At 70.2% G+C, this 13,704-nt stretch carries 13 protein-coding genes; 7 read left to right on the top strand and 6 right to left on the bottom strand.

Features of this window, described 5'->3' with window-relative positions; genetic code table 11:
- Window positions 1-28: 28 nt before the first annotated feature.
- A complete protein-coding gene (locus tag F9C11_RS36435) occupies window positions 29-1,669 on the bottom strand; it encodes a serine/threonine-protein kinase (RefSeq protein ID WP_409187050.1) in 1,641 nt (546 codons plus the stop codon).
- A gap of 117 nt (window positions 1,670-1,786) precedes the next feature.
- Window positions 1,787-2,461, bottom strand: coding sequence for a TVP38/TMEM64 family protein (locus tag F9C11_RS36430; RefSeq protein WP_409181890.1), 675 nt, complete (start codon window positions 2,459-2,461; stop codon window positions 1,787-1,789).
- Window positions 2,462-2,498: 37 nt separating this feature from the next.
- On the opposite strand from F9C11_RS36430, the gene F9C11_RS36425 reads away from it, so the two are divergent.
- The 3 genes from F9C11_RS36425 to F9C11_RS36415 all read left to right on the top strand — a co-directional run bounded on the left by F9C11_RS36425 (window position 2,499) and on the right by F9C11_RS36415 (window position 5,410).
- A complete protein-coding gene (locus tag F9C11_RS36425) occupies window positions 2,499-3,521 on the top strand; it encodes a DNA polymerase domain-containing protein (protein WP_409181889.1) in 1,023 nt (340 codons plus the stop codon).
- 192 nt (window positions 3,522-3,713) lie between these two features.
- Complete coding sequence (locus tag F9C11_RS36420; RefSeq protein ID WP_037713305.1) at window positions 3,714-4,106, top strand: DUF6221 family protein; 393 nt, start codon at window positions 3,714-3,716, stop codon at window positions 4,104-4,106.
- Between the two features lie 308 nt (window positions 4,107-4,414).
- Window positions 4,415-5,410 carry an LLM class flavin-dependent oxidoreductase gene (locus F9C11_RS36415; RefSeq protein ID WP_409187049.1) on the top strand — a complete coding sequence of 332 codons (996 nt, stop codon included), beginning with the start codon at window positions 4,415-4,417 and terminating at the stop codon, window positions 5,408-5,410.
- Here F9C11_RS36415 and F9C11_RS36410 read toward each other — a convergent pair.
- Window positions 5,407-6,063 carry a maleylpyruvate isomerase N-terminal domain-containing protein gene (locus F9C11_RS36410; RefSeq protein WP_409181888.1) on the bottom strand — a complete coding sequence of 219 codons (657 nt, stop codon included), beginning with the start codon at window positions 6,061-6,063 and terminating at the stop codon, window positions 5,407-5,409. The two genes, F9C11_RS36415 and F9C11_RS36410, sit on opposite strands and share 4 nt — an antisense overlap.
- A 41-nt stretch (window positions 6,064-6,104) precedes the next feature.
- Window positions 6,105-7,697 (bottom strand): PucR family transcriptional regulator, encoded by a 1,593-nt coding sequence (locus F9C11_RS36405; protein ID WP_409181887.1) that lies wholly within the window; start codon window positions 7,695-7,697, stop codon window positions 6,105-6,107.
- Between the two features lie 117 nt (window positions 7,698-7,814).
- On the opposite strand from F9C11_RS36405, the gene pruA reads away from it, so the two are divergent.
- Together pruA and F9C11_RS36395 are read left to right on the top strand one after the other, a co-directional pair.
- On the top strand, window positions 7,815-9,443 hold the full coding sequence (gene pruA / locus F9C11_RS36400) for an L-glutamate gamma-semialdehyde dehydrogenase (protein WP_409181886.1): 1,629 nt from the start codon (window positions 7,815-7,817) through the stop codon (window positions 9,441-9,443).
- 15 nt (window positions 9,444-9,458) lie between these two features.
- The gene (locus tag F9C11_RS36395) at window positions 9,459-10,388 is read left to right on the top strand and encodes a proline dehydrogenase family protein (protein WP_409181885.1); all 930 of its coding nucleotides are present in this window, start codon (window positions 9,459-9,461) and stop codon (window positions 10,386-10,388) included.
- A gap of 80 nt (window positions 10,389-10,468) precedes the next feature.
- Here the strand turns inward: F9C11_RS36395 and trxA are convergent, their stop codons facing one another.
- A complete protein-coding gene (trxA, locus tag F9C11_RS36390; protein WP_009075676.1) occupies window positions 10,469-10,840 on the bottom strand; it encodes a thioredoxin in 372 nt (123 codons plus the stop codon).
- A gap of 87 nt (window positions 10,841-10,927) precedes the next feature.
- Between trxA and F9C11_RS36385 the strand changes: the two genes are divergently transcribed.
- Together F9C11_RS36385 and F9C11_RS36380 are read left to right on the top strand one after the other, a co-directional pair.
- Window positions 10,928-11,167, top strand: coding sequence for a DUF2630 family protein (locus tag F9C11_RS36385; RefSeq protein ID WP_409181884.1), 240 nt, complete (start codon window positions 10,928-10,930; stop codon window positions 11,165-11,167).
- A gap of 74 nt (window positions 11,168-11,241) precedes the next feature.
- Window positions 11,242-11,829 (top strand): TetR/AcrR family transcriptional regulator, encoded by a 588-nt coding sequence (locus F9C11_RS36380; protein ID WP_409181883.1) that lies wholly within the window; start codon window positions 11,242-11,244, stop codon window positions 11,827-11,829.
- A gap of 320 nt (window positions 11,830-12,149) precedes the next feature.
- Here the strand turns inward: F9C11_RS36380 and F9C11_RS36375 are convergent, their stop codons facing one another.
- Window positions 12,150-13,649: an alpha/beta fold hydrolase gene (locus tag F9C11_RS36375; protein WP_409187048.1), complete on the bottom strand. Its 1,500-nt coding sequence runs from the start codon at window positions 13,647-13,649 to the stop codon at window positions 12,150-12,152.
- Window positions 13,650-13,704 lie beyond the last annotated feature (55 nt).

Genomic DNA, 13,704 nt, shown 5'->3' with positions numbered 1-13,704 from the left:
TCCGCCTGACCCACCTCTGCGGCGAGTGTCACTGAGCGGGAGTACCGCCTCCGAGGCGCGGATCGCTGTTGATCATCAACGTGCCGTCCTCCGCGGCGATGACCTGGACGACCTTCGGCGTCGGCGCACCGCCTTTCGGCGTGAGAGTGATCTGGACGTCGACGGAGCCGTCTGCGTTGTTCTGGCGCTTGTAAACGCTTGCGCCCTTGTAGGAGGACAGCCCGTTCTGCGCCCAGTAAGAGGCGAACGAGGCTTCATCGCCAAAAGCTGCCTGCGCCGACGGGGTCAGCATCGCCCAGGCGCCAGGCGACCCGGCACTCGAGTAGAAGTCCACGACCCGGTCGCCAGCGGGCCCCCACTGCACGTTGCCGCTGGACTTGACCGGCGGTGCCGAAGAACTCGGCGTGGTCGACGGAGTCGCCGGGGCGGAGGAGCTGCTCACCGGCGGCTGAGCGTTCGTCGAAGGCCTGCCCTTGTCCTGGCTGTTGCTCAACACCAGGAACACCACCAACGCCACCGCGACCACCGCCGCGGCCCCGCCAGCGAGGAACGCCATCTTCTTCTTCCGCGCCGCCGCAGGCGAAACCCGATCCCCGGACCCGGCACCGGAGTAATTCGGTGCAGCAGCAGTAGGCGCGGGCCGAACCGCGGGTTGCGGACGCGGCGGCGTATTCGCCGGGGCAGCAGGACGCGAAGCCGCACCCATCGGCATGAACGCCGCGGTCGGCGTCCGAGGCGGGTTCGACGGAGCCTTCGGCGCGGCCGCGGCAGCAGCCGCCGGAGCAGCTGTGCGCGCCCACGGCGGACGGGACCCGTTGCTGCCCGGACCGCGATTGCCCGACAGCAACTGCAGCGGCGCGGCCGGTTCCCCGGCCGCCAGCGCCGCCAGCCGTTCCCGCGCCTCGGCCATGCTCGGCCGCTCGGAAGCTTCGCTGCGCAGCAGGCTCATCAGCAGCGCGGTCGCCGGACCCGCCTGCGTCGGCGGGTTGACCTGCCCGTTCGCCGCCGCGTACAGCAGGGCGAGCTGGTTCGTGGTGTTGCCGTACGGGGTCTGGCCCTCGATCGCCTGGTACAGCGTCGCGCCGAGGGCGAAGACGTCCGAGCTGGGGACCGGGTCGGCGCCGCGGGCCAGTTCGGGCGCGAGGTACGCGGGAGTTCCGCCGATGAGGCCGGTCTGGGTGAGCGTCATGTCGCCGGCCGCGCGGGAGATGCCGAAGTCGGTGATCTTCGCGGTGCCGGTTTCGTCGATGAGGATGTTGCCGGGCTTGACGTCCCGGTGCACGATCCCGGCGCGGTGCGCGGCCACGAGCGCCGCGGCGACCTGCTCGCCGATCCGCGCGACCTGGCCGACCGGCAGCGTGCCGTGTTCGGCCAGCACGGCGGACAGGCTCGGGCCGTTGAGGTACTCCATCACCAGGCACGGGTCGCCGCCGTGCTCGGCGACGTCGAACACGACGATCGCGTTCGGGTGCTGGAAGCGGGCGGCGTTCTTCGCCTCGCGCATGGCGCGCTGGCGCATGTTGTCGCGTTCGGCCTCGGAGACGCCCGGCTGCGGCAGGATCTGCTTGATCGCCACGGACCGTTCCAGGCGCACGTCCACGGCACGCCACACCACGCCCATGGCACCGCTACCAATGTGCTCGACGAGGCGGTAGTGCCCCGCGATCAGCTGCCCGGTGTCGATGACGCCCGCTCCTGACGAAAGTCCCGTGATCGTGGTTGTGCGCAGCGCGGATACCCCTCGCGCACCCGGACGAGTGTAGCGGTCGGAAGTACCTGCCCGCCGTCAGCCAGCCGGTGCCGACGGCACGGGCGCCTCCGGTTCGGCGGCGGGGACGCGCTTCCGCAGCACCCGCACCAATCCTGCCGCGCCGAGCGCCGCGAAGACCGCGTAGCAGGCCAGCAATGCGGGCGGCGTGTCGCCGGTCAGCGCGTCCGCGAATACGACCACCGCGATGGTGCCCGGGACGCTCCCGAGCGCCGTTCCGGCGAGGTAGGGAAGGAGTTTCACGGACGAAACGCCGCACAGGTAGTTCATCGCCGAAAACGGGACGACCGGGATCAACCGCAGCGATGTGATGGCGAGCACCCCGCCGTCGGAGAGCCGGTCGTTGACGGCCCGCACCGGCGCCCGATGGAGGTGCCGCAGGATCAGGTCCCGGCCGAGCAGCCGGGCCAGCCCGTAGGCCAGCGCGGCGGCGATCGTGGTGGCCGCCAAGGCGATGAACACCCCCGCGACGCTGCCGACGAGCAACCCGGCGGCCAGGTTGAACACCGTGCGCGGGATCGGCGCGACGGTGAGCAGCGAGTAGGCCACGAGGAGCACCAGCGGAGTCATCGATCCGGTCTCCGCGGCCCAGACGCGCAGCTGCGCCGGTCCGGGGATCGGCAGCCACAGCGCGGCGGCGCCGAGAAGAGCTAACACGACCAGGGCGACGATCAGCTTGGTTCTCCCGGACACCCCGCCACGGTACGGCACTCGCGGCTACGGTGGCCGCATGGCCAAAAACGGCGATCCGGTCGAGTACCAGGTGGGGGAGCGCACCGTCCGGGTGTCGAGCCCGGACAAGGTGTATTTCCCCGAACGCGGCATCACGAAGCGGCAGGTGGTCGAGTACTACCTCGCCGTGGCCGACCCGTTGCTGCGGGCGATCGGCGAGCGGCCGACGACGCTGAAACGCTACGTCGACGGCGTCACCGGCGAGTGGTTCTACGCCAAGCGCGTGCCCAAGGGCGCGCCGGACTGGCTCGAGACGGCGAGGATCGCCTTCCCGTCCGGCCGCACCGCCGACGAGGTCTGCCCGACCGAACCCGCGGTGTTCGCCTGGGCGGCCAACCTCGGGACCTTCGACTTCCACCCGTGGCCGGTCCGCCGCCCCGACGTGGACCACCCGGACGAACTGCGGATCGACGTCGACCCGCCGGAACGCGCCGGGTTCGCCGACGCGGTCGAAGTCGCCGGCGTCGTCCGCGAGGTGCTCGCCGACGCCGGGCTCACCGGCTACCCGAAGACCTCCGGCGGCCGCGGCGTGCACGTCCTCGTGCGGATCCGCCCGGAATGGGACTTCATCGCGGTGCGGCACGCGGTGATCGCGCTCGGCCGCGAGGTCGAACGGCGGATCCCGGACAAGGCGACGGTCTCCTGGTGGAAGGAGGAGCGCGGCGGCCGCGTCTTCCTCGACTACAACCAGGCCGCGCGGGACCGGACGGTCGCCTCGTCGTGGTCGGTCCGCGGCACCCCGCGCGCGACCGTCTCGACGCCGCTGACCTGGGAGTTGCTCGCCGAGGTCGACCCGGACGACTTTGACGTGCTGACCGTCCCCGGTTTCCTCGCCGAGCACGGCGACCTGCACGCGCCGATGGACGAGAAGGCGTTCGGCCTGGAGGCGCTGCTGGAGTGGTACGAGCGCGACGACCGCGACCTCGGCGGTGCGGAGCTGCCCTATCCGCCGGACTACCCCAAGATGCCCGGCGAACCCAAACGGGTGCAGCCGAGCAAGGCCCGATCCGACCAGGCGTGATCGTCCGATTGCCGGGTGTGATCACTCTGGGTGATCAACATCGCGGCGGATTTTCCGACTGTTTCCGCAGGTCGCGCTGAATTTTTCGACCTCGACTATCCTGGGGAGCGCCGCTGGGTGGTAACGCGCCGAGGTCGAGGTGCGACTATTGCCGGACCGGAGGGGAGCCGGGGACCGGAGGAGGGAGACGTCGTGGACGACCTGATCGCGTTCCTCGCCGCGCGCGTCGGACAGCGGCAGGCGCTGATCATGCAGGCGGTGCAGAAGGGCAAGGCCGGCGAGCCGCTCACCCGCGGCGAGGCCAAGGTCGGGCTGGAGGAGCGGGTCCGTTCCCTCGGCGACCTCGAGCTCGACGTGGTCAACCAGATGATCAACGAGATCGAGGCGACGCGGCGGATCATGCTCGCGCACCGGACTACGGTGTCGGAGAAGGTGCCTGGGTTTCCGTTGTACGGCAGCGAGTACTGGTGTGAGACCTGTCATGTGCCCGCCGACGAGGCTGGGTCGAATTGGTGTTTGACGTTGCGGTTGCTGGCGTTGCCGTATGCGGATCATCCGGATTACAGCGAGCGGTGGAGGCCCTGAGTCGGATCCGGGGCTGCTCGTCGCCTGGCGGCGACATTGCAGACGGTTGTTGCGTGGGCCCCCCGATTTTTTAGTGTGACTACGGCGCTGGGGTGCTTGTCAAGGCGGGAAAGATGCCTTGACAAGCACCCCAGCGCCGTGTTTTTGGCTGTGTATCGGGGGTGGGGGAGGGGTGTGGGCGCCTCGATGGTTGGGTGCATTGGCTGCGGGTGGGGCTAGCGCCCCGGGGTGGTGTGGGGCGGGTGCTTCGTGAAGGCTGTCCTTGCGGACGTCTTGGCGGGAATTCGGGCTGGGCGGGTGGCGTTGGCGTGAGCGTGGACGTTCCGATTTCCGTGCTGGACCGGTCGCCTGTGCGGCGAGGGCGGGGGACCTCGCAGGCGATCCGGGACACCGTCGCGTTCGCGCGGGACATTGAGGCGCTCGGCTACCACCGGTTTTGGGTTTCCGAGCATCACGGCGTGCCTGGGGTTGCCGGTTCCGCGCCTGCGGTGCTTGCGTCAGCCGTTGCGGCTGCGACTTCGCGGATCCGGGTGGGGTCCGGTGGCGTGATGTTGCCCAATCACCGGCCGCTTGTGGTTGCTGAGCAGTTCGGGATTCTGGAGTCGTTGTTCCCTGGGCGGATCGATCTCGGGATCGGGCGGTCGGTCGGGTTCATCGAGCCGGTTCGGCGGGCGCTCGGGCAGGGCAAGGACGCGGCCGACGGCTTCGACGGCCAGGTTCGCGAGCTTCTCGCCTTTTTCCGTGGCGAACACGACGGCGTGCATGCGATTCCGGCCGAAGGGCTGACGGTGCCGGTGTTTCTCCTCGCGACCGGTGCGGGTGCGGATCTCGCCGCGGGGCTGGGGTTGCCGCTGGTGATCGCTCCGGCGCATGGGCAGCGGGCGATGGTGGAGGCGATTTCCCGCTACCGCGAGAATTTCCGGTCCGATGTGGACGATCCCTATGTCGTTGTGTCGACAGCGGTCGCGGTGGCGGACACCGCGGAGGAAGCTCGGCGGCTGCTGGTTCCGGAGGCTTGGTCCACGGTGTACTCGCGCAGTCATGGAGTGTTCCCGCCGCTTTCGCCGGCGGACGAGATTTTGGCGTTGCCGATGACCGACCGGGAGCGTCGGCGTCTTGAGGACACGTTGGCCGGGCAGATCAGCGGCACTCCGGACGAGGTCGGCGCGCGCCTCGCGGACCTGGTCGCTTCGACCGGGGCGGACGAGTTGCTCGTCAGCACCAGTACCTACGACCCGGCCGCGCGCGTCGAATCGTTTGCCGCGCTTGCTGAGGTGGCCGCGGGCGAACGGCTTTCGGTCTAGCCGAGGACGATCGGCAGCTTCTCCGCCAGCGACCCCAGCGCTGCCTTTTCCTCGTCGGTCGCGGCGCGGCGGCCGGTCGCGATCAGGAGCGCGGACTCGTCGTCCAGCGATGCCGGCAGCGGTGCGCCCAGTGCGGTCTCCACCGTCCGCCGGGTCGCTGCCAGGCAGTCCGCGTCTGGACCGTCCACTCCGGACAGATGCAGGACCAGGTCCAGGTGGTGCAGGGTGGCTTCCACGACGTAGGTTTCGAAATAGTCCGCGACCGTCAGCACGTAGTCGCGGGTCTCGACCTTCGCCGCCGGGTCCGCGAGCGCCGCGGCGCGTCCGGCTGCCTGGGCCAGGTCGTCGAAGTGGTGCGCCAGCCACTCGGTGGTGCCGTAGCTGACCGCCGCGCGGCGGGTGAACAGGCTTTCCGGTTCCAGGCCGGTCGGCAGGTCGGTGCTCAGTTCCCAATACTGGGCGGCGGTGTGCGTCGGCTCCTCTTCGGAGGGGGTCGCGAGCGTGATCAGGATGTCCTGCGCGTCGATGACCAGGTGGAACACCAGGTCCTGCACCAGCCAGCCGGTGCAGCCGGACGGGGCCAGCCACTGCCCGCCTTCAAGCGATTTCACGGCGTTCTGGAGTGCGTTCCACGAGCGGAAGAAGAGGTCCACGACGGCACTTTAGCGATCGCGAACCCCCGTGGCATCCGATTTTACAGCCGCAGCAACAACTCGGTGAGCAGCCGCTGCGCCGGATCGGTCAGGTCGATCCCGGAGACCTCGGAAGCCCGCCGCACCCGGTAGCGCACGGTGTTCGGGTGGATGTTCAGCGAGCGGGCGGCCGTGCGGACGTCGCCGAAAGCGTTCAGGTACGCCAGCACCGCGGGGATCAGAATGTCGCCGTGGTCGGCGTCGTGGGCACGCAGTTGTTCCAGTCGCGGATCGCGCAACCGGGGCTGATCTCCCAGGTAGGCCAACACTTCCGACAACAACACGTCGGCCCGGACGTCAGCCAGCGACGCGACGTCGGACGGCCAGTGCCCGCGCGTCATCGCCATCAATACCCGGTCCGCGTCGCCGCGCGACAACGCCGCGTCCGACAGTCTCGGCACAATCCCGCCGAGCGCGGCCCGGACCGGTGCGTCGAGGTGTTTCCGTGCCGCACCAACGATTTCCTTCGCCAACGCCAGCACCGCGGCATCCGAGTGTTCCGGCAGATCCGGCAGCAACGCGTACACCCGGCCGCCGAGCACGCTCACCAGCGCGGTCCGCCGATAGGCCGCTGTGTGCACAGCGATCAGGTGCACCAATTCGGCCCGCCGCAGCAATCGGTCCGAAGCGGCGGTCGACTGCTGCCGCGCGAGGGTGAACGCCAGAACCTGTGCTGGACGCGCCGGATCGGCACCGATGTCGTCCGCGACGGACTCGGCGTCGACGCGCCCTTCCAGCAATCCAGCCAGCAAATCTTCGCGCAACCGGAGCTGTGGATCGGGCAGGGTTCGGGCGCGGATCAGTTGCGGGGCAAGCGTTCTGCTCGCGCCGAGCAGTGCCACCTCGGCTTGTTCGGTCAGCGGCTGCGCGCCTTCCTGCACCCAGATCGTGCCGAGCGGCTGCGAGCCGGCGTGGATCCCGGCCGCGATGCGGCGGCGAATCCCCAGCTCCGGGCGCTCGTCCACGCGCACGATTCCTTCCCCGGCGCGCAATCGCTGGTAGACGCCCCATTCGCGGAGGATGGCGAGGTACCGTTCCGGCCCTTCGCGGCCCAAGATCGACAACCGGCGCAGCTCGTCGACCTCGTCGCCTGCCCTCGAGTACGCCAGCACGCGGCTCGCGGTGTCCTCGATGCTGACCAGGCCGCCGGTGAGCGTCGCGACCGTCTGGGCCAGCGCGAACAGATCGCCGAGCACCTCGCCGGTTTCCGCTTCGCCGCCTGCTCGGGCCGCGTCGACCACGCCGCGCGCCAGCGCCTCGACCTGCTCCCACCGCGCCTCCGCGCCGACGGTGAGCAGCGCGACGCCAGCGTCCGCCGCGACGTCCGTGCCGCCTTCGCCTTTGACCGCCACCGCAGCGGCCCCGGCGCGTCCGGCCGCCCGGATCGCCGCGGCCGCCGACCGGCCCCGCGCGCCGATCACCAGGACCAGGTCGCCGGGGTGCGTTTCGGGCGGGTCCTCCGGGTCGAGGATCACCACGTCCTGCACCGGAACGCCCAGGCCGCGCGGCGCGACGAGCACCCGCACGAGCGGTTCGCCGAGCGTCGCGAGCACGTGCCGCAGCGAGGCGCCGGCGAACGGTTCGGCGGCCGTCATGGGGTAGGCCGATCGGACAAAACCATATGGGCGATTCTAGCCGCTTGAACAAACCCCCGAACGCCGCGCAGCGTTATCTTTCGGGCAACCGACGAGTACGCCAACGAGGGAGCCGCCGTGGACGCCGTGACCCAGACCCCCGCCCCGAAGAACGAGCCGGTGCTGACGTACGCGCCGGGCAGCGCCGAGCGCGCCGAGCTGGAGGGTGCGCTGAAGAAACTGGGTCAGGCCGGTCCCGTCGACCTGACGGTCACCGTCGGCGGGGAGCAGCGCGCCGGCGGCGGCGAGAAGATCGACGTTGTCCAGCCGCACAACCACAGCCACGTCCTCGGCACCATCCAGAGTGCTACGCAGCAGGACGCGACCGACGCGATCGCAGCTGCCGCGAAGGCCGCTCCGGAGTGGCGCGCGCTGTCCTACGACGACCGCGCGGCGATCCTGCTGCGCGCCGCTGACCTGCTGACCGGCCCGTGGCGCGCGACGCTGAACGCGGCCACCATGCTTGGCCAGTCGAAGACCGCGACGCAGGCCGAGATCGACTCCGCGTGCGAGCTGGCCGACTTCTGGCGCTTCAACGTCGCGTTCGGCCGCAGCATCCTCGACCAGCAACCGGTCAGCTCGCCGGGTGTGTGGAACCGGATGGAACACCGTCCGCTCGAGGGCTTCGTGTACGCGATCACGCCCTTCAACTTCACCGCTATCGCCGGCAACCTGCCCACCGCGCCCGCACTGATGGGCAACACCGTGCTGTGGAAGCCGTCGCCGACGCAGAGCTTCGCCGCGCACCTGACCATGCGGCTGCTCGAAGAGGCCGGCATGCCGCCGGGCGTCATCAACCTGCTGCCGGGCGACGGCAAGGCCGTCTCCGAGGTCGCGCTGACGCACCGCGACCTGGCGGGCATCCACTTCACCGGGTCCACCGCCACCTTCCAGCACCTGTGGGGCACTGTCGGCGCGAACATCGCCGGTTACCGCAGCTACCCGCGTCTCGTCGGCGAAACCGGCGGCAAGGACTTCGTGCTCGCGCACTCGTCGGCCGACATCGACGTGCTTCGCACCGCGCTTGTCCGTGGCGCGTTCGAGTACCAGGGCCAGAAGTGCTCCGCCGCTTCGCGTGCGTACGTGCCGCGCAGCGTCTGGGAGCAGCTGAAGGACGGCCTTGCTTCCGAGACCGCCGCCCTCAGCTACGGCGACGTCACCGACCTTTCGCACTTCGGTGGCGCAGTGATCGACCGTCGCGCCTTCGACAAGCACGCTGCCCTCTTCGAGCGCGTTAAGAACGACAGCGAGGTCGAAATCCTCGTTGGTGGCACTGCGGACGACAGCGTCGGCTACTTCGTGCAGCCGACCGTCCTGGTGTCCACGAACCCGAAGCACGAGATCTTCAGCACCGAGTACTTCGGCCCGATTCTGTCGGTGTACGTGTACGAAGACGCTGACTTCGACTCCGTGCTGCAGCTCGTTGACGAGACCGCTTCGTACGCCCTGACCGGCGCCGTCATCGCGAACGACCGCACGGCCGTCGCAAAGGCTTCGCAGGCGCTGCGGTTCGCCGCGGGCAACTTCTACGTCAACGACAAGCCGACCGGCGCGGTCGTCGGCCAGCAGCCGTTCGGCGGGGCGCGCGCCTCGGGCACGAACGACAAGGCCGGATCGGTCTTCAACCTGCTCCGCTGGACGAGCCCGCGCTCGATCAAGGAGACCTTCGTGCCGCCGACCTCCGTGCGCTACCCGCACCAGGGCTGAGAAGGAGACACCGTCATGCTGCGTGCCCCGTTGCTCGCCGCCGCTCGTTCGCAGCGGATGCGTGCGCTGATCGAAGCGGTACCGGTCACCCGGTCCGTAGTGCGCCGGTTCGTGTCCGGCTCGGCTACCGCCGACGCCGTGCGCGCCGCACGGGAACTGGCCGCCGACGGCCGGAAGATCACCATCGACCACCTCGGCGAAGACACCACCGACGCCGCACAGGCCACCGCCACCGTGCAGGCGTACGAGGAGTTGCTGACGGCGCTGTCCGAACAAGGCCTCGCCGAGGGCGCGGACGTTTCGGTGAAGCTGTCCGCGGTCGGGCAGTTCCTGCCGGGCGACGGCGAAGGCGTCGCGCTCGAAAACGCGCGGAAGATCTGCGCGGCGGCCGACGCGGTCGGCGCGACGGTGACGCTCGACATGGAGGACCACACCACCACGGACTCGACGCTCGGCATCCTCCGCGAGCTGCGCGCCGAGTACCCGTGGGTGGGCGCGGTGCTGCAGGCCTACCTGCGCCGCACCGAGCAGGACTGCCGCGAGCTGTCCGGTCCCGGATCGCGCGTGCGGCTGTGCAAGGGCGCGTACGCCGAGCCGGAGTCGGTGGCGTTCCAGGACAAGGCCGAGGTGGACAAGTCCTACGTGCGCTGCCTGCGCGTGCTGATGGCCGGGCAGGGCTACCCGATGGTGGCCTCGCACGACCCGCGGATGATCGCGATCGCCGGCAAGCTCGCCGCCGACGCGGGCCGCACGTCCGCCGACCACGAGTACCAGATGCTGTACGGCATCCGGCCCGAGGAGCAGAAGCGGCTCGCCGCCGAAGGCGAGACGATGCGCGTGTACGTGCCCTGCGGCGACGAGTGGTACGGCTACTTCATGCGCCGGCTGGCCGAACGGCCGGCGAACCTCGCGTTCTTCCTGCGCGGGCTCGTCACCCGGTCCTGAACCATTGCGAAGGCCCGGCACCCGGTGGCGGGTGCCGGGCCTTCGCGGTTCCCCGGGTTAGTGCGCCTGCAGTGGCTTGCTCAGGCCTGCTCGGCTTCTTGCGCGGCGGCGGCCTTGCGCACCTCGTCCATGTCGACCTCGCGGGCCTGGCGGATGAGGTCTTCCAGCGCGGCTTCCGGAAGGGCACCGGGCTGGGAGTAGATGAGGGTCTTGTCGCGGATCACGGCGAGCGTCGGGATCGAGCGGATGTTGAACGCCGCGGCGAGCTGCTGCTCGGCTTCGGTGTCCACCTTGGTGAAGGTGATGTCGCTGTGCTTTTCCGACGCCTTCTCGAACACCGGCGCGAACTGACGGCACGGGCCGCACCAGCTTGCCCAGAAGTCGATCAGCACGAACTCGTTGTCCGTCACCGTCTGGTCGAAATTGTCCGCGGTCAGTTCCACTGTGCTCATAGGCGGTCCAACGAACGGATCGGGTGGGGAATTCCCCGGGGCGGGGTAGCGTCCTGGGGAGTGTCCGACGCTTCCTTGGAGGTTGATGTGGCTGACGGGATCCTGGGGCGGATCGACGAGCTGATCGCGGAGGAGAAACAGCTGCGGGACCGGGCGATCGGGACCGGGCTGTCCTCGGACGACCGGGAGCGGCTGCGCCGGGCCGAAGAAGAGCTGGACCAGTGCTGGGACCTGCTGCGGCAGCGCCGGGCCCGGGTCGAGTTCGACGACGATCCGGACGAGGCGACGGTCCGGCCGGTGAGCGAGGTCGAGGGGTACCGGCAGTAGCCGCTCCCGGTTGGCGAAGGCTAACTGTTAGCTTTTGCCAACCGGTCGGATTTTGTGGCTGATAGCATCCGCGGATGACTGAGCCGTCCGGGCGGCGCGAGCGCAAGAAGGCCGCGACTCGCCGGAAGATCGCCGACACCGCGCTCCGGCTGTTCCTCGAGCGCGGGTACGACGAGGTGGGCATCCGGGACATCGCGGCCGAGGCCGACGTCGCGGTGACCACGGTCTTTTCGCACTTCGCCTCGAAGGAAGCGCTGGTCTTCGAGCAGGACTCGAACTTCGAGGAGAGGCTGCGAGCGGCGGTCGAGCGGCGAGCGTCGCCCGAGTCGCTGATCCCGGCGCTGCGCGAGGAAATCCAGGCGCTGGTGCGGCATTGCACCGCGGACAGCGTCGCGCCGGTCTGGCGGATGATCGACGGGTCGCCCGCGCTGCGGGAGTACGAGGAATCGATGCGCCTGCGGCACGCGGAGTCGCTCGCGGCGGCGATGGCAGCCGATCCCGCGCTCGGACGGACGCCGACCGCGTGCCGGGCCATCGCGCGGTTCGTAGTCGACGCCTATTCGGTGGCCCGCGAGGCGGCTGATCCGGAGGCCGCGGTGGACGAGGTTTTCCGGATGATCGAGGCGGCCTGGGCGGCTGCCAGTCCTGTCGTGTCGCGTTAGGACGATCTGTCGCGCGGTTCCGGCCGCGAGGGGCGGAATTCGGTGCGTCGCCGGGGTTTTCGGCACTCGTGGTGAGGATCTCGGTCTCGAACGGGGGACCGAATCGCACGGGTCGAGTGATGCTTTCTCGAACAGGTGTTCGAGATACTGGTCAGGTGTTCGAAACGACTTCGGCGGGGCAGCCCCGGTCCCGCCACCTCAGACCTCAGCGGGGATTGCTCGGCCGGATCAGCGGGCTGGTGCGTGGCTGGCGGCGCTGTCTCGGCGAGATGGAACCGGTTGACCGAAGTGCTGCGGAAGCCGCACGGCGTCGCCGATCTCTAGGCGGGGCAGAGGGTGCCGTTGTCCGGGATCTTGCCGTCGATCAGGAAGGACTGCGCGGCGGCAGTGACGCAGGAGGATTGGCCGACCGCGCCGTGCGCGACGCCCTGCCAGGTGACAGTCACGGCGCTGGGCATCTGGTCCGCGGCCCGGGTGGTGCCGATCTGCGGCGTCACCGGGTCGGTGGCGGTAGCGGCCACCAGAATGGGCGGGGCTCCCGGCGCACCGCCGGGCGGCAGCGCTTCGCGGCGGACCGGCCAAGCGCCGCACCAGGCGAGTTCCTGCGCGATCGCCGCGCCGAACTGCGGGTACTTCGCGCGCATCCCGGCCGCGGCACGGTCCAGCTGATCGGCGGGCAGCCGGGTCGTCGAGTCGTTGCATCGGGTCGCGATGGTGCCGCCGATGCGCGACGTGCGGCCGCGGACGTCCGCGACGATCGGATTCGCGAAGCCGGCCAGTGCGGTGATGTCGCCGTTCTTCGCGGCGTTCAGCGCGTCGGCGAGGGCGGGCCAGGCCGAACGGTCGGCGAGTCCTTGGTACACCGCGTAGGTCGCCACGCCCGGGCTCATCGTCACGCCGTCGTCAGTGTCCACAGGGGACGTGCGGAGGCGGTCGGTCACCGTCTTCAGCGCGACCTTCGCATCGCCCATCGGGCAGTTGCGGGCGGCGCAGTCCGCGGAGAAGGCGTCGAACGTCGCCTGTGCGCCAGCGGCCACCGCGTCGAGCACGGCCGCTCGGTCGGAGCCCGGGTCCGGGATGCCGTCCAGCACCATGCGGCCGACCTGCGCCGGATAACGCACCGCGTACTCCGAAAGCACCTTCGAACCGTCACCGCGGCCGAGAGCGTTCAGCCGGTCCAGGCCGAGTTGCTTCCGCAACTGGTCGAGGTCCCCGGCGGTGCGCCAGCTGTCCAGCGCGGTCTGCGCGGTGTCGAGGTCGAGCGCGCACTGCTGACCGGCCCGGCGAGCCGCGTCGAGCACCTCGCCGAGGCCGCCATCGGCCGGGTCCGCGCCCAGCAGGTCCGAACGCACCTCCAGCGGCACGCACTGCACGCCGCCGGACAGTCCGGTGCCGCGCCGGTCCACGCCGATCAGCGAGAACTTCTTCAGGAAGTCCGGCGGAAGCTGGGTCGCCAGGCGCGCGGCGAACAGCGAGCCCGGCTCGCCGCCGACGTCGTTGACCACCACGAGCGGGATCGGTCCGTCGCCCGCCTTGAGCACGAGGATGCGGGCGAGCAGATGCTGGGAGTCCTCGGGCGCGTCGAGCGGGGAAGTCATGCGCGCACAGCTGACGTGCAGCGAATCGGGCAGCGCCGGCGCGGTCATCCGCTGCCGGGTGTCCGCGTCGCAGTTGGCCCACCGCAGACTGGGCTTCTTGGGCTCGGCCAGCGGCGGCAACGGCACCGCGGCAGTGCTCGGGGGCGGAGCGGCGGTCGTGCGCCCGTCGTTGTCGATCACCGCCGGGCGCACGGAGGGCCCGGCGGTGCACCCGGCCAGCATGAGCACTCCCAGCGTCGCCGCCGCCAGCCGGGCGCGCGTACGGGAACGGCTGGGG

It is taken from the genome of Amycolatopsis sp. VS8301801F10 (assembly GCF_046195355.1).
Taxonomy (GTDB): domain Bacteria; phylum Actinomycetota; class Actinomycetes; order Mycobacteriales; family Pseudonocardiaceae; genus Amycolatopsis.
Note: the sequence above shows the minus strand (reverse complement) of the source record. Positions and strands in the feature narration are given on the sequence as shown.

Excerpts from the sequence above, each read along its gene's own strand:
- F9C11_RS36425 (WP_409181889.1), top strand. The coding sequence starts at position 2,499 with ATGGCCAAAAACGGCGATCCGGTCGAGTACCAGGTGGGGGAGCGCACC.
- F9C11_RS36405 (WP_409181887.1), bottom strand. The coding sequence starts at position 7,697 with ATGACGGCCGCCGAACCGTTCGCCGGCGCCTCGCTGCGGCACGTGCTC.
- F9C11_RS36395 (WP_409181885.1), top strand. The coding sequence starts at position 9,459 with ATGCTGCGTGCCCCGTTGCTCGCCGCCGCTCGTTCGCAGCGGATGCGT.
- trxA (WP_009075676.1), bottom strand. The coding sequence starts at position 10,840 with ATGAGCACAGTGGAACTGACCGCGGACAATTTCGACCAGACGGTGACG.
- F9C11_RS36380 (WP_409181883.1), top strand. The coding sequence starts at position 11,242 with ATGACTGAGCCGTCCGGGCGGCGCGAGCGCAAGAAGGCCGCGACTCGC.
- F9C11_RS36375 (WP_409187048.1), bottom strand. The coding sequence starts at position 13,649 with ATGCTGGCCGGGTGCACCGCCGGGCCCTCCGTGCGCCCGGCGGTGATC.